We start from the raw sequence: 20,210 nt of genomic DNA on the forward strand, positions 1-20,210 counted from the left end.
CACGCGCTGATGAAGCCCACCAGTGCGCCATGCGAGTAGCGGGCGTAGCGGACCATACCGCCCGACTCCGGGAACATCGCACCGAGTTCGGCATAGGTGAGCGCGATGGCCAGAATGACCACAGCGCCGATGATCCAGGCGCAAACGGCCGCCGGACCTGCAATTTTCGCCGCCTTCCACGCGCCGAACAGCCAGCCCGAACCGATGATCGACCCGAGGCCGGTGAACATCAGCGCGAACGGGCCGATGCTCCGTTGTATCGATTGCTTCACATTGTCTCCTACGTTATGGACAGCGCGAGCGAGCCATACCGGGAATACGGCATACCTGTACCGTACCGAGCCTGCATAACGCAGGTGGCCGGCCCTGAAAGCGCATGTCCTTGTTGTAATGCTCTGGTGATGCTGATGTAGAGGCAACCGCAATTGCTGCGGAGACGCGATGATGAAGTGGCCTGATGTGATCGTCTAATGCTGTGTCGGCATGGACATATGCAAACTTTGCATAAGGATGGAGCCACGCTGAGCGAAGATCATGGAGATTTCACCCTGATGTCATCGCCGATTCTCACGCGCCTCTCTTTCGGTTGAATCGCAATGCGTCGGACATGTCCGGATCCGACCTCGTCTCCCACGTATCAGGCATTACCGTCCGATGGCATCGGACAACACCGGCCGATCTCCGAGGCATTAGGAAACGGGAAAGATGCCGCCCCACGGTCTCATCCCTTCGCACTGCACGAAGGCCTGAGGAATGTCTTCGGGCGCAAGGGGCATGACAAAGTTCACATCACCCCCCATACCTGCGCGTAACATCGCTGGTGCGCGCCGTCAGCACGGCTCTCGCGATCTCTTTCTACTTCTGGAGGTTCTGTATGAGCATTTTTGGCGAAATTGTCAGCAAGCTGTTCGGCAAGGCGAAACCGGATCAGCCGCCGCCCTCGACCGAGCCTGCACCGGATCCAACTACGGCACAGGCCGCCGCTCCGGACACACCGCCGCCCGCTGCACCGCTGGCCGATGTTGACGTCGCCGCGGTCATGGATCAGCTCGTGAGTGAAAGCGGGCAAACACTCAACTGGCGCACGTCCATCGTCGACACGATGAAGGCGTTGGGCGTCGACAGTAGCCTGGAGCACCGCAAGCAACTGGCACAGGAACTGAGGTACGACGGCGATATGGACGACTCCGCAAGCATGAATGTGTGGCTGCACAAACAGCTCATGCGGGCGCTCGCCGCAAACGGCGGAAAGCTGCCGTCCGATCTGGCGACCTGAGCCCCCTGTCCCCTGAGGAATGCGCCAGAGCAATGATTGCCGAGACGATTGCGCTGCCTTCCTCGCCGTGTGCGTCAAGCCCGTTTGTGAAAAAGCGGTCAATCTTCAGTTGCTTCGCCCGAAAGCGCTGCAGGTACGCAAGGCTCGAGTAGCCCGTGCCAAAATCGTCGATCTCCACTTCGAAGCCGCTTGCCTGGAATTCGTGGATCATCATCGTCGTCGTGCGTGCTGCATCCTGCATTGCCAGCGTTTCGGTGATCTCGAATATAAGGTGGCCAGGTTCCAGCTGTTCCGCGTGAACGACATGGATTGAGCGTATGACGACAATATTTTCAGGAAATCCTGACTCCCCATCGCGTGTTGTCAATGGGTAGAATTTGGTTACCGAACGACGCCGCGAGAGTGCTCGTCAGGTCTGAAAGACAGACTGGCGTGCCTGGTCGAGATCGGTAATTTTCCTGGCAACTGGTACCTCTGCCAGGGAAGTCCTTCGCGCGTCATGCCCACCCGCATGGCGCGCCTTTTCCCGTCCTGCAACTCCCCTGACGTCGCCGGGCGCTTTGAGGGAATGGCGGCGACGAAAGTTTCATCGCGCCAAGTCGTTCGGCCTCGAACTGTCGAAGCCATCCTGGCAATCGGCTATCAACTGCCTGCCAGCCTTCAACGGCTCGAGATAATATCTGGCAAACATTCAGTATTACCAATAATTTTCCTGGCCACATCATACCGGTCAAATCCGACATGAAGCTAGATGACCCTCCCGCACCCGCTCCGTGTGTGCATGGAGGCATTGACGGACCGGGACGCCGAGGAACCCGGCATTCCGAGCGCCCCTAAACCCATACAACGCGTCCGACAGAGCGGTCCCTGCGCGGGCGTGGCCCAACAGATTCGCGCGGGCGAAGGTGAACGGCGCCTGGAATGACCGCCCCCCGGCCTCAGGCGGTCACCTGGTTACGAATGAGGAACCGGTCACGGTTCCTGGCGTCCCTGATCCAGTTCGGCGCGCGCCCTCTGCCGGACCAGGTGGCACTGCTCGCCGGATCGCGATATTTCGCGGTAGACGCACCACGCGAGAGTCCGGGTCTGCCGCGACCACGCCCAAAAATATCCTGCGGCGTGTATCCGTAAGCGGCCACCTTTGCACGGATACCCGCGAGGACTGCTTCGAACTCCTGCTGGCGAATGGCTGCTGCCTGGTTGCCCTGTTCGCCTGCGCGTGCCGCCTCAACCGCGGCGTTCAAGGCCAGAATGTTCGTCTGGAAAGGCGATGCCTTCAATGAGTCCGGTGATATCGGCAATCTTCGACGAACTCTCGCTGATATCCGTCATTGTGCTCACCACCTGACCGACGACGTCGCTGATCTGATTGACACCGCCATTGACGCGGTTTTGCGATCCGCTCAGTGCCTGGATGTACGCCGTAACGCCGCTGCGGTCAGGTCCGACTGAGTGGACTGCTGTTTGCCCGGGGCTGGCGCCCCTCTTCTATCTACCTTGGAATCCTAAAAACACGCTCACCTCTCATGCCATTCCGATGCTCAAAACCAGGCGGAATGTCCGGCACCTGATATGAAATTTGAGTGCGCTTTTTAAGGTGTTTTCTTGACACATGAATCGCGAAGCATCATAGAATGCGCTTGCTTGCTGCAAGCATGAAGTGGCACGCGCCTCCCAACTCGAAAATAAGTCATCGACGACTATGGCAAAGACTGCATCGAAGGCTGCGGAAAAACCCGCAGCAAAGAAGGCTGCTGCTCCGGCGACCAAGGGTAGCGCAGCAAAGGCAGCAATCGGTACGGCAAAGAAGGCGGGCGCCGGCGCACCCGTCAAGGATAAATTCACCAAGGCGTCGCTCGCGACACACGTCGCAGCAGCGGCTAACGTCGAGCCGAAGGCAGCGAAGGCTGTGCTTGCAGCGCTCGAAGACACGATCCTGGGCGCCGTCCACAAGAAGGGTGCGGGTGAGTTCACGCTGTCGGGTATTCTGAAGATCAACGTTCAGCAGGTGGCGGCGAAGAAGCGTCGTTTCGGCAAGGACCCGTTCACGGGCGAAGAGCGTTGGTTCGACGCGAAGCCTGCCACGGTCCGGATCAAGGCGCGCGCGCTGAAGAAGCTCAAGGACGCAGCAACCTGAAGTGCGTTATCAGGCCTGCTGCCTTCCTGGTAGCAGGCCTCCGGCGGCTCCAGAATCGGTGTCCACTGTTTCGACTCTCCCTCAGGCGAGTTTGCGCCACATCGTACTACCCCCGGCCCGCCCCGATTCGCCGTTCCGCGTGTTGCCAGTCATCGCAGCGACTCAGGAATCGAGCCTTGCGATTTGCTCCGGCCAGTCATGCGCTCACTGGACTACGGCCACGTATTCGATATCCTGAATAAACTCACCTTCGCGTGGCATATGCAGTTTCCATTGCCAGACACGGCAACCAACTGTCCTGCAGGCAGACTTGATCCATTCCGCTTCCGCCCTGATGCATGAAGGCAATATCGAACGCCCGTCGTGGCATCGCCATTACCGGGTGGCGCGAGCAGCAATGCTCGCAAAGTTGATAAAAGGTTGGAGTCGCCGAAGAGGATGGAATCCGGCCGACGGCTGGCTTGCGCCCCGCCCGCGTGTTCCGGGCTTGAACACGGCTACCGCGTGTAGCAGGCGACTTGCCTGATCTGACATCGATGCAGCCGCCGCGGCCACCTGCGCGACCAGTGCCGCATTTGGGGCGACCGCGCGATAACATCGACACCGCCATGACAGATACGACGCGAGCCCATGCAGATCTACTGCCGGTTACCCGAAATCCATAACATGTGCAAAAATCATTCTGACCTGAGCCAACGCGTGGTCGTTGCCGCCTATGGAAACCGCCGAACTTGAACCGCAGGTGCTCGCCAATCGCCTAGGCGTGGAGTTCTGTCTCGTACGCCAGAACAGCACGATCGGATGCGTAATCACGATCGCGGCGCTGGAAGCGTATTTCTGGCTCGAGCCACGCGCCGGCGACGCCCGCATACTCAAAACCTTTCGCGATGGCTACGGCCGAATCTGCGCGATAGCCGAACGCAAGTGGCTCGCCCGTCCCGCGACACGCCTCGAGCTGACGCCGGCAGATTTCGCGCGCCACTGAAGTCGCCGTCCGTTGGCATGCTGGTCGCCAGGTCTGCTTGAGCACAATGCTGGCCAAAATGCCTGCAGAGTCGTCCACTGCACCAATCGACAGTGAGCATGGACACGCGCAAGGATTTCCAGCCAGCGACGCCGCGGCAGGCTGCGAACCAGTAGCCGGTGCCCGCCATGCCTGCGCCGGCCTGCAATGGTCTTGTGGGAATGCTGGCAGGGCTGTGCAATGGACAGCCATAATCGCATCATTGAGGGTTCCGTGGCATCGGGGCTGGACGGCGTGACATTTAATGTGTTCGTCGGCGGCCGCATCTTGCCGGTGACCATCTCCATCGGGGCCCTCATTGCCCTCGGGAAAGTCGAAGGTACGTCGCCAATCGACGCCTTGCGCGCATACCAGTCCCTCATTCTGGCTGCTGCAGTGCGGATGCTCGAACGAAACCCCCTGTCTTGACGCGATCCATCTCAACATTGGTCATTTCATCGAAGCGCATCGCTGATCAAGCAAGCACATGAGTTGTGATGTGCGAAGCTGATTGGCTTTTCGCATGAGCGACGGTCAGCGCAGGACATTAATCCGGTTTCCTGCGATACGTGGGCAGCACCGCTTTTCCGCCAGGAGCGACGCACCTGCTGGAAACGCCAGGGTACGCGGCTTCAAACTGAAGGGCTTTTGGTTAGAACGCTCATTGGTGCGTGGGAATCGAACGTCAAGAACGCGTCGGCACCGGTTCAATGAAGATTCTGTAGCTGCCGTGGCAGTCTTCAAAAGCACCCTTCGGGCGGCCTCCGCAACTGGGTACAATCAACCAGGAAGCGCCGTTCGCCCTGGCGCCTGGTGCGACACCTGATAGTGAACGCCGCCCTGGTGACCGGACCTTCGCGTGCCAATTGTGCCTGTTCGCGCTGGTGAACGTACAGCTCGCTTGCCAAAGCGCGCCGATCGCGCGCAGTTCTCCACAGCGACGGGCAGAACCGTTCGGAACATCGAAGCGGTCGTATATCCCGGCGCAGAGCGCCAGCCGACGCGGGACGCGCATCAACAAAAGCCAACGCCGGGGCGAAGCACCGCGGTGGTCGTTATTGCAGATCGTGGCCTTCGGACAGGCTCCACTTGCGCAGGACCGCTACCAGTCTTTTATCGAGTCGTCTGCGATCCGGCCCGCGTCACTTGTGATGTTCCGCGTCGGGACCCGGCACGGAGATAGTCCACTCATCCACCGCTTTCCCCGCTTCGGGTTCGCGCTCTCGCCGAAGCTCCAGGATGCGACCGTGAGCAACAACCACTTTCAGGTCGAGTCTCACGCCTTTCCGGAAGTGGAACAAATAAGCCGCGAAGGAGGCTGTGTTGCTGGCAAAATAACCGTCACTCAGAAACTGTCGACGCGCCACAAGTCCATCGCTTGCCACCCAGTAATCGGCCATGGCGCAATCGAGCGACTTTGTCTGCCAGTCCTTTCTCGGCAGGTCTTCGGGGAACGGCTCGAAATCCTGAGAAAACTCGAATGTATCGTTCATTCCTCGAGCGCGGCTTCGCTGGTGTTAGCGTCGACCAAGGGTAACACGGCCTCCCCAGTCTCCGGGCTGGCACTGCAAAACTGGTTGGGGCCACTTCCGCGCCGTAGTTTGCTCGTCGCTGGAATATGCGGGACGGGACCACACCAGAATGGTGACGGAGACCGGGCTTTCGCGTGTGGCGAGGGAGGAATCCGCAATGCGTCGATGCTTCTGCGACTCTTCTCAAGCGCGTCCCCTGTTCCGTTTCAGAATCAGACTTCGCGGCCCAGCCTGCAGGCTTCGCCGGGACTCCCGGTTGCCGGGTAGATCGCGTTTTGCCGCGCGGCAATCATAGGGCGCCGTCAGCGGTTAGAACGACGAATGTCTGCACCGGGCCTGGGTCGTTGAAAGCCAGCCCCTGTGCGGTCCGTGGACCTTCTGATTGGCAGGTGTCATCCCGGCGTGGTAAAAAGTCATCCCTGCGGGTGATCGCCTCCATGCGATGCCGTATTCTCGCGATTTCAGGTTTCAACATCGACAGGATTCAAAAAATGGCAACTGGCACTGTGAAATGGTTCAACGATGCGAAAGGCTTTGGCTTCATCACCCCGGATGACGGCGGCGAAGACCTGTTCGCCCACTTTTCCGAAATCAAGTCTGAAGGCTTCAAGTCGCTGCAGGAAAACCAGAAAGTAAGCTTCGATGTGAAGATGGGGCCGAAGGGCAAGCAGGCTGCAAATATCAAGCCAGCCTGACCGGCGCGCGTCACATCCCGATGTGTGGCCCGTCCTGCGGGCCAGTTTTTCTTGCACCCTGCGCATCGATCTTTAATGAAGCGATGGACATCGCCAGCACAAGCGCGCGATGTCCTGGTGCGCCCTCTTCGCGACATCGGTCAATTCTCCGGTTGATCGTTGACGAAGCGTAAGCGTTTCGCCTGTCCTCCAGGGAATTGATTCGATCCGGCATAGGCGTGAAGACGCAGGACGAAGCGCGCATTTGCGGTAGCGTTGATGCCGCGCTTGCGGCCACGCTGCCCGGACCCATCATTGCCCTGCAAAACCGCGGATATCCTGTGAAGGAAAACGGTCGAACTCCGCGCCGGCAACACAACCGTCCTCGAAGAATCGACATCCCCGACCAGAAGCACTACGATCGAAAACATGCCGGTGGCCATGGCAGGTGCCTGTCGCCCGATAATTTTCTGACGATTGGCACTCACCATGCCAGACAGCCTCCCCGATGTGGTGGCCCATAGCGCCTCGCGACGCATGCGTAGTGAACCGGCGCGGTCCCATGCAGGATGGCAGTGGCCGCCGGGACGCCGTGCGCCGCGTAGATTGTTTGAATCAGGCGAAGAGGCAAGTGCCGGAAATGCGTGGCGCTATCCTCGGTAGGTGCCCGTCGATGCCACCACCCAGTGGATCGACGCCGGGAGCCGCGCTTTCAGGGGAATCGCCATGACGACGACCGAGTCACTTCTGACGCTGGCCGAGTATCTCGAGCTGTCCCTGAACGCTGGCGGAAGCGTGATCATGATGCAGAAATGCAATGACGTCTGTGCCATGTACGTTGGCGATGCCAGGAGAGATCAGGACCGCCTGCGATATCACGGGAACATTTGCAAGCCCTCACCCCATTCGTCGATGCGACGATTTGTGGTGGCAAGCGGAGTACCGCGCCCTCCTCGAACGGAGTATCGGCTTGCCGTCGGCATCGTCGACGTCCCCCGACCTCATCGCAGCTTCAACTGGCTCAATCGCCCTTGACGCCTCAAGCGAGGCCATGAATGGTTGCCTGAATTCTTGCGGTACCTCATTCGTTATCCTATTTATTTCATATGCGTTCACGGAGAACCAGTCCCTCCTGGAGCCCGCCAGCCTCACCCGGGCGTACATTTACGCGTCGTCGTGCGAATGACGCATCAAATATCAACTGCGCGGCGTTTATAATGATCATCTTCAGGATGTCAACGCTCGCATGGAGCCCTACTATATGAGTCAAGCCCGCGGGCGATATGCGGGATCCCGCGACAGCGGCCAACGCCAACCTCGCCACGAAAAGAAGTCTCAGCCCAACCGGCAGAGACAACCGTATGTGAAGGCGCCTGTCCAGGACGCCACACAGACGGCCTCCGTTTTCAAGACACGGTCGTTCCAGTTTCTCGTCAACGCAGTGGGTGCGGAAAATATCGCCATCGCGCTTGAGTCCACCATGACGCGCGTGGCCGAACTCATGAAGGGCGAGAGATTCACACCCGAGACCGCCTTTCACATGGAAACCACGCTCGGGTTGCCGCATGGTTTTTTTGACCAGCCCAATCCCGGGCTCACAGCCGAGACCATCGCCCGGCTGAAGTCACCACTCGACTTCATTCAAACCGACGACGGACAAGATGGAGAGTCCGAAGCACTCAAGCCGGCTTCTGTCCTGACCGTCGACCCGCAACCCTCTCTTGAAGACAGTTTGTCCGAGGAAGCGCAAATGCCAAGGAAAGCAACCGGTGGTACGCCCAGGGCCGTCAAGACCAGTACAGGCGAAACGGCCGGACAGCCCGAAGCTCGTACGCCGCGAAAAGCTTCGCGTTCGAAATCCAGGACATCTCCTGAAACGGCCCGGCAGCAGTCGCTGGCACTAAACGAAAGCGCCGACGTGGAAAACATCCGGCGCGCCAACCTCCACGTTCTCACGAGTCGCAACGGCTCGAAAGCAAGACTTGGTGTGGTCATGGAGCTAAGTGGATCCAACATGGCCCACCGGCTGCATGGCAAGAAGCGCATGGACACTGTCGAAGCAAACCGGTTCACTGAGCGACTTGGTTTGCCAGCTGGCTGGCTGGATACACCGCGCTCCGAAGCCGAGATTCCAGCGTCGGTGTCACGTATGCTTGCGCCTGCGGCGCGCGGACGCGTATCCGCTCAACAAAGCGAATCGCTTGTGTCCGCAACGAAAGATGACGTGCCAGCGAGGACCGCCGGCGCGAAGACGCGCGCGCGGCGCGTGCGTGCGGGCGATCCGGAGGTCCCCTCAGTTGTTTCGGTGGAAGTCGCAGGTGAGAAGGAGGCGATCGTTACCAGCCCGCGACATCCTGTAAATGGCTTTCCCGACGACTTGGCCGGTCGCCTGCCGGAAGAGAGTGATGTTGGCGCGCCGGCAGCCACACCGGCAACCCCAGAGTCATGCGCCGCGTCCGCAGTACCGCAGGGAAATCCGGCAGCGCTCCCCTTCGCTTCCGTGACGAGCCTGGACAATCTTCACGGTATTGAGCCGATAGCGGAAGCGTTGATCAAGACGCTGGCAGGCAAGGCACGCACCGGTCGCCTGGACGAACTGAAAGCGCTGGAACTACTCCAGCAGGCGATCCTGCTATGAGCCTGTGGCGGCGTGCCAGGTTCCTCGAGGCCACCCGTAATATCGCGCCCGGGGAAGAACTCCTCATCTTCTGTGTTCGACCACAGAATTCATCGACTACGCGCTTAAGATCCCTGCGAAAGCACGCGAATCAGCCAGCGAGTAAACCTGTCGCTGCGGCGCCAGGCGTTGCCGCGGGACCATGCTTGCTCCGATCCAGGTACGCTCCGCTGAAGCTTCCCATCGCCGGGGGGGCCAGTGCATCAATGCGCGCAAGCCTCGGCACGTCAGGCACTACGAATCGCGTCCAACGTGCCGCTGAACTGCCGGTGACGGCCACCTTCGGTCAGTCGACTTTCCGCTCCAAATCGCCTAAGGCAAGAGCGAAGTCGAACTACATGGCTTGCATTCGTACGGGCCCCCAGAGGTGACGCTCGCGACGAATGTTACGGTAGGCTGACGATGGGAGCCTGCCACATCGACCGGCCAAAGGTACCGAGGTAGAGTACGCCGCCGTTCGGCCCGACACAAAAGCGCAGATCGCCACAGTGTGGGCGGCTGGGCAGGTTCAGCGAAGCCCCCTGCCAAGTCTGTCCGTCGTCGCGGCTGATATAGACCTGATCGTCCGTACAGACGAAAAGAGCGTGCGGCACGCGCGAGCGGGGAACCTCGACAGTTTCAAGGCCGAAGAGCGGCTCGTTGGGCAGACCGGCGCCTGGGGTTGGCACCCAGCGGGCGTTTGCCGAGTCCAGTTGCAGGATGTAGTTCGCGGTCACGGCCGGATTCAGCTTTGCCGACGCCCCATCCAGTATGGCAAAGAGTACCGCATCGCTGAACGCGACGATGCGGATGACGCTGCCGCCCGTCATCGGATTGCCCGGCGAGGGCTGTGGCAGCACGACGGGTAGCTCGACGACCGTACCTTGGGCGCTATCCACCTGGAACATCCTGCCATCGTTCCATGTCCCGACAAATACGCTCACACCGTCAAACGACGCAAAGGCGCCGGCCACCACGCCTACGGGCAGCGTCGCCAAAACGTTCCAGTAGTGCCTCATCGGAAACGTGCCGAGAATGCTAAGCGGGGGCGGGGGCCATAAAGTGTGGTCCGTGTACAAGCCGTACACGATATTGCCCACTCCCGCGACGGCCAGCAAAAGATCACCGGTGGTATTGCGGTACGAAGGGTGGGTGACGATCTCGCCTGTCGCCCCCGCGATTCCTTTCGGATCGGGCGGCGTGCCGCCCACGGCGACGACGCCGAAGTCCTGAGGGCCGAGTGGAGGATTGATGACGGTCGCAGCGATAGGCCCACTATTGATGTTGTGCAGCAGGGCACCGTCAGTGATGAAGGCGACCCAGCCGCCGTCTCCGTAGTCGACGTGAGTCCAGGGCTGAGGTTCCGGCAGTCCCGTTGTCGGCGATGTCGAGCCAAGCGCAAGGTTGTTGCAGAGATTGCCATGATCCTGCGCGCCCGCGGCTACAAGGCGCTGCTGGAGAGGAGCGGCGGCGATCGACCCATAGAACTGCCGGATCAGGTTTGAGTAGAGTTGCAGTGTAGGCAGGTTGTGGTTGAAATTGCTGCGCGCTTGTGGGCCACCGCCCTTGAGGAATTGATCGACGTTGATCGAAGCCACGCCACCGTCGCTGCCCACGCAGAGCATCAGATCGACTGAACCCCGCAGCCTGGTGAACAGCAGTGCATGAAGATCCGAGTGCAAATGGACTGGATCTGTCACCTGGATCCAGTTTTGTCCCGCGTCGGTCGAAAGGAAGGGACCGGCGGACTGCCATCCGAAGGCGACGACCGAAAATATATCCGGCGCGACCGCAATACGATTATTCCAGGCGTTTCCCTGGTCACCTGCGGCGCTCTGGATACCCCCGAAGACCGTCGAGCCGGCGAGCGTGAATGGGCAGGCCTCCCAGACCCTGCCTCCGTCGCCAGAGCGCAAGATCTGCAGTAGCGTGCCGTCGGACGCAGCGCACGCGGCGTACGCGCGGTTGGGGTGCACCGCGCAGGCGGCGACCGAGCACGCTCCGGCCGTCGACAGCACGGTGATGTTGGGGTTGGTCGAAGACGTTTGTTGGACCGGCTGCAGAACGAGATCGCCCACAGCGTTCCATTGGCCGACATAGATACCCTGACTCATAGCGCCGGCCACGACTGTGACCTGGTCCAGATCTTCCACCGACGACAGCGGTGTCCCGTCGGTAAGGGTGGCGAACGTAACGTCGTAGAAGCCGTCGTTGGGCCCGCCACGGACTCGCGCCTTATGCCACAGGTATGGCGGACGCGGCGGTGGAGCCGGCCCAAGCGAGGACTCCGGAATAATCGACCAGAAGATGCCGCCGCTGTCATCGGTGAGGAGCTTGTTGCAGGCGACTACGATCCGACGTGCGCGCGGCAGGACTGCGATTCGCGTGATGCTCCCGGCGCCAGAGGGCAACTGTGCGTCGATCGGATTCCAGTTGGCGAGCGGCGCCGCAGTGCCGACATCGGTCTCCCGGATCGTCGATATGGAGCGGGTAGGTGAAGTAGGCAGCTGGCCGGACGACCCTGCGAAGAGATGAACTGTGCCGTCGGGGCCGAAGGCAAGACAGCTGATGTCGGGATCATCCCATGTGTCGCTTAGAGGATGAGCGCCGCCGTAGTTTGGGTCAACGCTCCACACGCCGCCCGTCTGAGTGGCCACAACGAGTAAATCATCGGCGACCAGATCGAGGATTTCCGTGACGTGGCCTGAATGCCAGGCGTCGGCAGCGTTGTCGATCTGGATCCCCAGTGAATTCGCAAGCTCCCATCTGACGGTTGGATCGTCGGTCATGATTTGCTAAGGAAGACTAGCCTTCCGGTTAATGTTATTTAGACTGGTCGGGCGTCGCGACGCCCCTTAAGCGGAACTGTCTCCATCCAAGTCCAGCGAGCAAAACAAAAATCACCAAAGAGAAAAAGAGCGCGATTGTGATTTCAACGCTGCCATCTCCATCGTCAGGAGACTTGTTGAAAAATATTTCGATCCAGTGTGGTACCGTGATTGTGAAGATCAAGATACCCCCGGCAATGGTTGCACCTGCTACTTGTAGCCAAAATCGGAAGGGACTGTACATTTTTGCCGCTACCAAGCGCCCGTAGTCTTCAAAAATATAGGCGGTTTAAGCGCGATTCGCGACATTATTTGTTATGTGGGATGCGCCGTCGTGGTGATCCACGGTTCCCGGCTGTGATACGTACCGCGGCCGCAAGACTTCACGTCCCTAGACGTCGACGAGTCCCGTCTGGGCATCGCGTAGGTCGGTAATTCCCAGGTCTCGATCCAAGTTCGTTTGGCTACGGCCGACCGCGTGGGGCGGCCGTCGTTAAGGTTTATTCGATGCCTGCCATCGGCCGCAGGAATGTGCATGCCTCCGCGTGTGTCGGCAGGCGTCGAATAAGCCCGATGGAGGAAACCGCGGAGTGCCCCAACGCGGTTGGAAGCTTTGCGGCTATGGCGATTGATAGGCCAGGATGGTCAGTGGTGTCGGAATTGGCACCGTCAGGCGGGGTGTCGGAGGGTCGCTAACGCCATAGCAAAGTGGTGCAATCGTGCATTCACGATAAGGAAGCGGGCGGGCGAAGTGCTTCGCGAAGCGACACGCGCAAACGTCCGTTCGTGGGCCGCGTTGCCGCAAAGCCGACGGTCGGTTCGGATATCGAGGAACCGTGGAGTTCATGTCTGATCCCGGCGCGTTGGCGGTGCGCGGATCGGGGCGCTGCGCGCGAGGAGGTCGACGACGATCATCGGTGCGCCGCAGTGCCGGCAGATGAAGACGGGCCGGGTTTCGATGGTGGCGTCGTCCGGTGTAACGGGCTGATCGCGGGTGCGACGTGTAGCAGATCGCGCACCCTGGCGAGACTGGCGCGGCGCACGGGGTTGGCGAGCAGTCCGTAGTGACGGATCCGATGGAAACCACCGGGCAGCACATGGAGCAGGAAGCGGCGCATGAATTCGCCGGCCTCCAGCGTCATGGTCTTGTAGCGGGTGCGTCCCTTCGCGCGGTAGTCCTTCCAGCGGAACGTCACGCCGCGCTCATCGAAGGCGACGAGGCGCTGGTTGGAGATCGCAACGCGGTGCGTGTAGCGTGAGAGGTACTCCAGCACCGCCTTCGGTCCGGCGAACGGGCGCTTGGCGTAGACCACCCATTCGCAGGCACGCAGCGGCGCAAGCCATCGGGCAAAGGCGGCGGGATCCGCGAGCCCGGTGTACTCCCCGAAGAATTGCAGCTGGCCATGCCGGTGGGCCACTTCGAGCGCGTCGAGGAAGTGTCGGCGGAACAAGCGTGAGAGCATGCGCACCGGCAGGAAGAAGCCGGGCCGGCACGCAATCCAGCGCTCGCCATCGGGCGAGAGTCCGCCGCCGGGTACGATGCCGTGCACGTGTGGATGATGCGTGAGTGCCGGGCCCCAGGTGTGCAGTACGAGCGTGGCCCCGATCTGGGCGCCGAGGTGCCTGGGATCGGCGGCGATCGTGCGCAGTGTGTCGGCGGCGACGTCGAGCAGCAGGCCGTAGATGATCCGTTTGTTGTACCAGGCGATCGCACTGACGGGCGCGGGAAGCGTGAAGACGACGTGGAAGTATTCGACGGGTAGCAGATCGGCCTGGCGTGCCTCCAGCCAGCGGTGCGCGGCGCTGGCCTGGCACTTCGGGCAATGCCGGTTGCGGCACGAGTTGAAGGACACCTCTGTCCTCGCGCAGCCTGAACAGCACAGCACATGTCCGCCCAGTGCCGCCGTGCGGCACCGTTCGATGGCCGACATGACCTTCAGCTGCCCCAGGCTTAGGTGTGTCGTGGCTCGCCACGCTGGCCCGTGGCTGCGGAAGATGTCCGCAACCTCCAGCATGAGGCGCAACAGCGAGCGGGCCTACCCGGGAGGCAGACGGTCCAGCGGACTGGTGACCTCGTGCAGCAGGTCGGTGGCGACCTGGACATAGAGCGCGGTGTTCTCGAGCTTCGCATGGCCGAGCAGCACCTGGATCACGCGGATGTCCACCTTCTGTTCGAGCAGGTGCGTCGCAAAACTGTGGCGCAGCATGTGCATGGACACGCGCTTGTCGATATGCGCTGCCTCGGCAGCGGCATGGATGGCGCGGTTCAGCTGCCGCGTGCTGAGCGGGTCGACGGGATCGAGCCCGGGGAAGAGCCATCCTCCATCAAGCATCTTGCCCTGCGCACGGGCCACGCGCCACCACACACGCAGACGCTCGAGCAGGACCGGCGAGAGCATCGCGTAGCGGTCCTTGCTGCCCTTGCCCTGCTCGATGCGCAGGGTCATGCGCTGGCTGTCAATGTCGCTGACCTTCAGCGCCACCACCTCGCTCGCGCGCAGGCTGGCGCCATAGGCGACCGACAGCGCGGTCTGGTGCTTCAGGTTGCCGGCGGCTGCGATCAGGCGCCGCACCTCTTCGGGGCTGAGTACCACCGGGAGCTTGCGGGGCACACGAACCGGATGCATCCGGGCCATCAATTCAGGCTGGCCGAGCGTAACGTCGAAGAAGAACTTCAGTGCGCTGATCGCGGCATTGAGCGACACCGGCGAGGTACCGTGATCGACCAGATGCAGCTGGTAGTCCCGCAGGTCCTCGACGGTGGCAGTATCGGGTGAACGTCCGAGAAACCTGGCGAACTGGCGTACGGCACGCAGATACCCGGACTGGGTCTTGGGTGCGAACTTGCGCATGCGCATGTAATCAACCATGCGCCGGCGCAGCGGGCTGACGCCCGGATCGGAGGAGGTCATGATGGGGCTCCTGCTGGAGAACGAGGCGGATTGCCTCAGTCACCAACATAAGCACCGGCGCCACTGACCTCTCATTCGCCGCCAGAGGCGGGACGGAGCCCCATACCGCGCGAGCGGTTTAGTCCCGTCTTTAGGTTTGTTCGACGCCTGCCGACATGGGCAGGCGTCGAACAAACCTAAAGACGAGCCGCCGGTCAGTGGCACTCACAGGCTGCCTGTCAACAGCTAGGGTCGCCCGCTGCGGCCCCATACGTACCGTACCCACCGTTGCCATCGGCTTTTAGGCGCGGGCGCGTTGTGCGCGGGCTGCGCTTCGCGATCCCGCTGGACGGATTTGCGTACCTGTTCGTGGATCTGCCGCAGCGTCATGCCACCAGGGCCCTTCAGTTTGTCGGGATCGGATTCGGAATCGTCTGTCATTGGGGATGCCTGGAGAGAGCAACGGTTGCAGTGGTCTCACTTGCTGCCGCCAATCGTTGCGCTGGACCGGTAGCGCAGCAGATGATCCGTGCCAGACTCCGACAGCCAGACTTCTCCCGGCCGGCCCATCATCTGGCGTACGTTCGCGTGTGGCCGCGGCAGCGCAAACGTCTCGAATCGTTCGGTTCTTGGGTCAAAGCGCACTAGCGCATTAGTGCTCCATTCGCTGAGCCAGACGATGTCTCTGTCGTCAACGAATATCGCATACGCATGCGGATCGGAGCCCGGGAGTTTCCATTCGCGCCACCGATGGGTCGCCGGGTCAAACACTCCCACCTTTCCTGCGTTCCACTCGCTGATCCAGACGCGTCCTTTTGAATCGGACCATACCCGGCGCGCTCCCTGTTCCGGTGTTGGCGGCTCGATGACCTCCGCCGCGCCGCTCACCGGATCGATGCGGCCGAGGTAGCTGCCAGCCAATGAAGCGAAGTACAAGCTGCCATCAGGGGTGACACAGATGCCATAGGCGCCCGGCCCTCGCGGCGCACCGAACACGCGCATGCTGCCGCTGCGCGGGTCAAGCTCACCATAGATTCCGCCTTGTCCGGTAAACCAAAGGTGCCCCCGTTTGTCGAAGACCGCCGTGTTCAGGTTGGCGTTCCGTCGGTCTTCAGGCAACGGGAAGCGCGCGACAGCGAGTGTCTTCGGATCGACGCGTACGATCGCGTTCAGCCCGCCGTCGGTGATCCATGCTGCTCCATCCGGACCGACGATCACGCCGTGCGGCGCCGATCCGTTGCCGAGCGGGATCCGCTCGGTCTTGCCGCTGCGCGGGTCCAACCTTCCGACTGCGCCTTGCGCCTGCGCGGTGTACCAGACGGTGCCGCCAGGCTCTGGCGCGACATCGTGCGGTGCGCTGCCGGAGGGCACAGCAAATGAGTCGAACGAAAGGGACTGAGCCTGCGCCGAACCTGGTGCCAACATCGCACCAACAAGAACCGACGCAAAATATCGGAAGAAGCGGGATGCGTTAATTCCGTTCACCGTCGCGCAAACCGCTGTATTTGCGATGTGAACCACGTCCGCCTCCGTGACGGGATTTTGCTGGCACTGATGCGTGCTTATTGTGGCACTAACCGGGAGAATTCTCGGCCTCGGCGCAGACAAAGTGTGTGACAGGCAATTGTCTGCGACTAGCGGGCGGCTCGATGGTCGCGCAACGACGCATGGCGAACCGAGCAAAGGAGCGGCCACGCACGCGGTGGCCGTCTTATGAGGGCGAATGCATGAATTCGGCCATGAAGAGTCCTTCGTTGTTGTCGTTGACCTGACGCTCAGGTGTCGGCTTCGATCAGTTTCCGGCCGTTCGCAGACGCCTCACCATACTGTCGCGTCCGCCAGTGCTGATACTCAGGGGTTGCGGTTGATAAGGCAGTTTGAGTTACTTTCCTGTCGTCCGGACCTTCGACGTCGCGAATGACAGGTTTCACAACGAGTAGAGCGTACCTAGACCACATCAGTCGGTCCGCACTTGCCCGGCTCTCCGCCTCAAATTCAACGCCAAACGGTTGTCGAACAGCGAGTTCCAGCGGTTCAGCGGTGTGACCGGCCGTAGATGGGAACGCAAGGGGCAGCCCTATCGTCGATTGCCCCCGTAGTCACCCGATTCCATGACGTACTTTGCAGATGGCCGCCTCATTCGCTATCGCGATCGGGAACCTTGCTCCAGCCCGGCCCCGGGTCGAACCATTTCGTGGCTTGCGCTTTCGCTGCGCTCTCTGGCCCGAGATCGCGCTCATAGACCTGGCCGGAATGGCTCACCATGAACGTCTTGATCCCCGTCTCGCCGTACTTCACCGGCCAGGCGATGACCGCGAAGCCTCCAAACAGCTTGCCCTTCACGACGTAGTTATAGGCGCCACCGGGTGCGTTGGGCCCCTGGGACTCCAGCAGCTTGAAGTGGTACCCGTAGTAGCCGGCGTTCTGCGCATTGCGCGAACTCGCATCGACGAAGGCCGCGCCAAGCGGACTTGGCGTGTCATCCGGCCCGGTTGGCCAGTACAGTCCGTCGTGCTTGCCTGGGGAGCTCACCATCTTTGAGGCGTAGGCGAGCACACCAACACCGCCGTGATTGGTCTGCGCGTATTCGCGTTGTGCGTCAAAGATCGCCATCATCGTCTGGATGACGGCCAGCTCGTTGCGGCCAATGCGCCGCAAGCGCACATCTTCGGCGCCCGCCCGCGTATCGAAATGCCATCCCTGGTCATGCTTGACGAGCGGGACCGGGAACGTCCAGCCGTTGTCGCCCACGACGATGTGCGCCTGCCCGGCCTCCCCTGGCTCGATGGTGTGGGACTTTGCCCACTCGGCGATGAAGGTATCCCTGACTGGGGCGCCGACGGGCGGGATCAGCTCCCGAAAGTCGTTGCCGAAAATCGTGCGTAACTGGTCCTCCCGATCCTTGATGACGGCGTCGCCAAAGGCGTTCATCGCAGCCTCCGGTGAACTGAAGTTCTTCTGTGCGTGCGCCGCGGGCACCGTCGCGACCGACAGCACAACCGCCGCCGCAAGGTTCGCGAACGTCAGCGTCAGCAACTTTTGCACACCTCGTGGATGAACGTTCATGGTCCACTCCCTAGCGCCTGCCACCGCGTCCACCGCCGCCGCGCATGCCGCCGCCCGCTGGCCGGTTGAAGCCGGAACCCTGCATGCTTCGGCTGCCCCTGTCGAAGTTGCGCTGCGAAGCGCTGCCGCTCCCCCCGACGCCGGAAAACGCGCCGTCGCGCCCGCCGCCATATCCCCCGCCATAGCTCCCCCGACTACCATTACCTACGCGGTTCATATTGCCGGGGGAGCTGCGATCGGCTACACCGCCCCGGTCCCCCACTGACGCACGATTGCCTGCGCCGCCCCTGTCGGCGCCCGTGGCCATGCGGTTACCTGCCTCGGCACCGCGCCCGCGATACTGGGACCGCCGGTCGGCCCCGGGCGACCCGGCGAACTTGTCGCGGGTGGCGTTATCCCGGTAGGCGACGCCCTCACGATGGCCTGCATCGTGTTGCCAGCGGCCGCCTCGCTCTCCGTTCTTGAGCTTCGAACTGTCGAAGTTACGGTCGACGTTCCTGGCCCTGTCGGAGTCGATGTTGATGTCGTCTCCGCCCCAACACGAGTTGCAGTCCGCGAAGATCGCACCGGCAGCAAGAAGGCCGACGCCAAAGGCGAGGCCCGCGCCGGGATAGTAACCGGGGTAGTAGGCGGGATACGGCGGCCAGTAGTATGGCGGATACGCCGGATAGCCCCAGCCGCCATACACGACAGCCGGGTCATAGGCTGGCACATAGATCACCTGCGGGTTAGCGGGCTCGATCTTCACGATGGTCTGCCCGCTGCCAGCAGGTGCCTGTTCGACGATCACGTTTTGCTGTTCGTTCGACTTGAGGTTGCCCGACTCCTGCGCCCGTGCCCGCAAGCGCTGCACCGCATCGAAGACGTCTTTTTGCTGCGCAAGAAAGGCGTCGCCGAGTTTCTGCGTCCAGTCGATCCTGTCGTTCATCGGCTCAAGTATCTGCGGGAACGCCACCAGCGATTTCACACTCGTATCCCACGGCTCGTTCTGTACCGCCTTCACAGCGGCGTCGCCCTTTACATTCGCATTCGCTTTCACCCAACGCGCGGCGTGCACGATCTCCAGCGGATAGGTCGAAGCCATCAATACCTGAGCCAGCAAGGAGTCCGGGTAGAGAGCAATCGGCGCGACGAGAGCATCGATCTCCTCTGGTTTGAATGGCGCAGGGCCCGATGACTCAGCGGCCGATGGGGCGGTGGCCGATAAGGGGGGAGCTGATGGCGCGGTGCTCAATGTCGGGGGGCCCGATGGCGGAAGCCCCGCCGACCCGTGATCTGCACACGCCGAAATTGTCGCCAGCAAAACCAGCCAAAAGAATAAGGCTCTCACCCCTCGGGTTTTCCAGTTATTCATGGCCACTCCTTCCGGCGGTTTGTTGACGCGGACCAGGAGATTTTCCTGACGGTCATAGAACCGTCCGTTGCTTTCGTGGTTCGGTGCCCGGATGGGTTCGGCCGGGTCTAGCAAGAGATTCGTGTGGAGTTCCCGCTGGCGCAGACCAGGTTCCGCACGTGCGAACCCTCCCCATTCGATAAGACAGCTGAACTTCGGGCTGGTCAATGAGACCTTGGTCCGACAGGTCAGGGACGTCGGGTTTCCAGGATGGCCTTCGATGAGTTCTGGCATCTTGAAGGCCGACGGCGTCCAGACACTGAGCAGCGAGGTGGCGCTGATCGCAGCGGCCGCACCAGCCTCGTGGCGCCGAAAATTGGGGTTGACGAGACCATCAAGGCTACGGCTATCGAGCCGCGCTCCTGCCTCGCCGGGCGGGTTGGGCGTTCGTTGACCCGGGCGGCAGGCAGCACGATCGGCGAACATGCGTATTCGACCGCGCGCGTTGCCGGACTCTGAACGCCGGCGGGACGAATGCGTTGAGTGGGCTACGGCGCACGCCTATCGGATCACCGCTGCACCCTGAAAGCCACCGATGCGGTTGTTATGCGCTCAAGGTCCCCAAGGGGTCGAGCAGCGACATCAGCATCGCGCGGTCTTCGGCCATTATGAGTCACTTGATGGTCCGAATCCCAAGACGTTCAGGCGACGCCTGACGAACACCAAGCAGCCATACACTCAGCGAACACGAATTCTTGCCTCCGCGATTCGCGGCCCGATGGTTACACGGTGCGTGCGTCATAAGGTGACGATT

At 61.4% G+C, this 20,210-nt stretch carries 16 protein-coding genes and 3 pseudogenes; 7 read left to right on the top strand and 12 right to left on the bottom strand.

The annotated features are described in order from the left end of the window. Positions 1–272, bottom strand: a 272-nt coding sequence (locus M3I56_RS36140; protein WP_254358060.1) for an amino acid permease, incomplete at its 3' end; no start/stop codon positions are given. A gap of 602 nt (positions 273–874) precedes the next feature. On the opposite strand from M3I56_RS36140, the gene M3I56_RS36145 reads away from it, so the two are divergent. Further along, on the top strand, positions 875–1,276 hold the full coding sequence (locus tag M3I56_RS36145) for a DUF3597 domain-containing protein (RefSeq protein ID WP_254358061.1): 402 nt from the start codon (positions 875–877) through the stop codon (positions 1,274–1,276). Between the two features lie 16 nt (positions 1,277–1,292). Here M3I56_RS36145 and M3I56_RS36150 read toward each other — a convergent pair. The 3 genes and pseudogenes from M3I56_RS36150 to M3I56_RS41795 all read right to left on the bottom strand — a co-directional run. Further along, positions 1,293–1,544, bottom strand: a pseudogene (locus M3I56_RS36150) (EAL domain-containing protein); the annotation flags it as partial. Between the two features lie 670 nt (positions 1,545–2,214). After that, positions 2,215–2,415, bottom strand: coding sequence for an H-NS family nucleoid-associated regulatory protein (locus tag M3I56_RS36155; protein WP_375541853.1), 201 nt, complete (start codon positions 2,413–2,415; stop codon positions 2,215–2,217). 45 nt (positions 2,416–2,460) lie between these two features. After that, positions 2,461–2,632: pseudogene (locus M3I56_RS41795) on the bottom strand (methyl-accepting chemotaxis protein); the annotation flags it as partial. A 346-nt stretch (positions 2,633–2,978) separates the two neighbouring features. On the opposite strand from M3I56_RS41795, the gene M3I56_RS36165 reads away from it, so the two are divergent. The 3 genes from M3I56_RS36165 (at position 2,979) to M3I56_RS36180 (ending at position 4,845) form a co-directional block, all read left to right on the top strand. Then, positions 2,979–3,413 carry an HU family DNA-binding protein gene (locus M3I56_RS36165; protein ID WP_254358079.1) on the top strand — a complete coding sequence of 145 codons (435 nt, stop codon included), beginning with the start codon at positions 2,979–2,981 and terminating at the stop codon, positions 3,411–3,413. A 715-nt stretch (positions 3,414–4,128) separates the two neighbouring features. Next, entirely contained in the window at positions 4,129–4,398 is a 270-nt protein-coding gene (locus M3I56_RS36175; protein ID WP_254358062.1) for a DUF1488 family protein, read from the top strand. Positions 4,399–4,617: 219 nt separating this feature from the next. Continuing rightward, on the top strand, positions 4,618–4,845 hold the full coding sequence (locus M3I56_RS36180; RefSeq protein WP_254358063.1) for a hypothetical protein: 228 nt from the start codon (positions 4,618–4,620) through the stop codon (positions 4,843–4,845). Between the two features lie 713 nt (positions 4,846–5,558). Here M3I56_RS36180 and M3I56_RS36185 read toward each other — a convergent pair. Beyond that, the gene (locus M3I56_RS36185) at positions 5,559–5,909 is read right to left on the bottom strand and encodes a hypothetical protein (RefSeq protein ID WP_254358064.1); all 351 of its coding nucleotides are present in this window, start codon (positions 5,907–5,909) and stop codon (positions 5,559–5,561) included. A gap of 530 nt (positions 5,910–6,439) precedes the next feature. Here M3I56_RS36185 and M3I56_RS36190 point away from each other — a divergent pair. Continuing rightward, the gene (locus M3I56_RS36190; protein ID WP_180733781.1) at positions 6,440–6,643 is read left to right on the top strand and encodes a cold-shock protein; all 204 of its coding nucleotides are present in this window, start codon (positions 6,440–6,442) and stop codon (positions 6,641–6,643) included. A gap of 140 nt (positions 6,644–6,783) precedes the next feature. Here the strand turns inward: M3I56_RS36190 and M3I56_RS36195 are convergent, their stop codons facing one another. Further along, entirely contained in the window at positions 6,784–7,113 is a 330-nt protein-coding gene (locus M3I56_RS36195; protein ID WP_254358065.1) for a hypothetical protein, read from the bottom strand. A gap of 235 nt (positions 7,114–7,348) precedes the next feature. Here M3I56_RS36195 and M3I56_RS36200 point away from each other — a divergent pair, with 235 nt between their 5' ends. Further along, positions 7,349–7,657: a hypothetical protein gene (locus M3I56_RS36200; protein ID WP_254358066.1), complete on the top strand. Its 309-nt coding sequence runs from the start codon at positions 7,349–7,351 to the stop codon at positions 7,655–7,657. Positions 7,658–7,883: 226 nt separating this feature from the next. Beyond that, entirely contained in the window at positions 7,884–9,260 is a 1,377-nt protein-coding gene (locus M3I56_RS36205; protein ID WP_254358067.1) for a hypothetical protein, read from the top strand. Positions 9,261–9,685: 425 nt separating this feature from the next. Here M3I56_RS36205 and M3I56_RS36210 read toward each other — a convergent pair whose 3' ends face one another. The 6 genes and pseudogenes from M3I56_RS36210 to M3I56_RS36235 all read right to left on the bottom strand — a co-directional run bounded on the left by M3I56_RS36210 (position 9,686) and on the right by M3I56_RS36235 (position 19,417). Continuing rightward, positions 9,686–12,067, bottom strand: a complete 2,382-nt coding sequence (locus M3I56_RS36210; protein ID WP_254358068.1) for a hypothetical protein — start codon at positions 12,065–12,067, stop codon at positions 9,686–9,688. 882 nt (positions 12,068–12,949) lie between these two features. After that, positions 12,950–14,133 (bottom strand): annotated as a pseudogene (locus tag M3I56_RS36215) (IS91 family transposase). Between the two features lie 9 nt (positions 14,134–14,142). Then, positions 14,143–15,018: a site-specific integrase gene (locus M3I56_RS36220; RefSeq protein ID WP_254358069.1), complete on the bottom strand. Its 876-nt coding sequence runs from the start codon at positions 15,016–15,018 to the stop codon at positions 14,143–14,145. Between the two features lie 456 nt (positions 15,019–15,474). Beyond that, positions 15,475–16,422 (bottom strand): lyase, encoded by a 948-nt coding sequence (locus M3I56_RS36225; protein ID WP_254358080.1) that lies wholly within the window; start codon positions 16,420–16,422, stop codon positions 15,475–15,477. A 711-nt stretch (positions 16,423–17,133) separates the two neighbouring features. Then, on the bottom strand, positions 17,134–18,063 hold the full coding sequence (locus M3I56_RS36230; RefSeq protein ID WP_254345846.1) for a DUF2950 domain-containing protein: 930 nt from the start codon (positions 18,061–18,063) through the stop codon (positions 17,134–17,136). A gap of 10 nt (positions 18,064–18,073) precedes the next feature. Next, positions 18,074–19,417 carry a DUF3300 domain-containing protein gene (locus M3I56_RS36235; protein ID WP_254358081.1) on the bottom strand — a complete coding sequence of 448 codons (1,344 nt, stop codon included), beginning with the start codon at positions 19,415–19,417 and terminating at the stop codon, positions 18,074–18,076. Positions 19,418–20,210 lie beyond the last annotated feature (793 nt).

Origin of the sequence: Paraburkholderia sp. CNPSo 3281, from assembly GCF_024206515.1 — a bacterium.
Classification (GTDB): Bacteria; Pseudomonadota; Gammaproteobacteria; order Burkholderiales; family Burkholderiaceae; genus Paraburkholderia; species Paraburkholderia nodosa.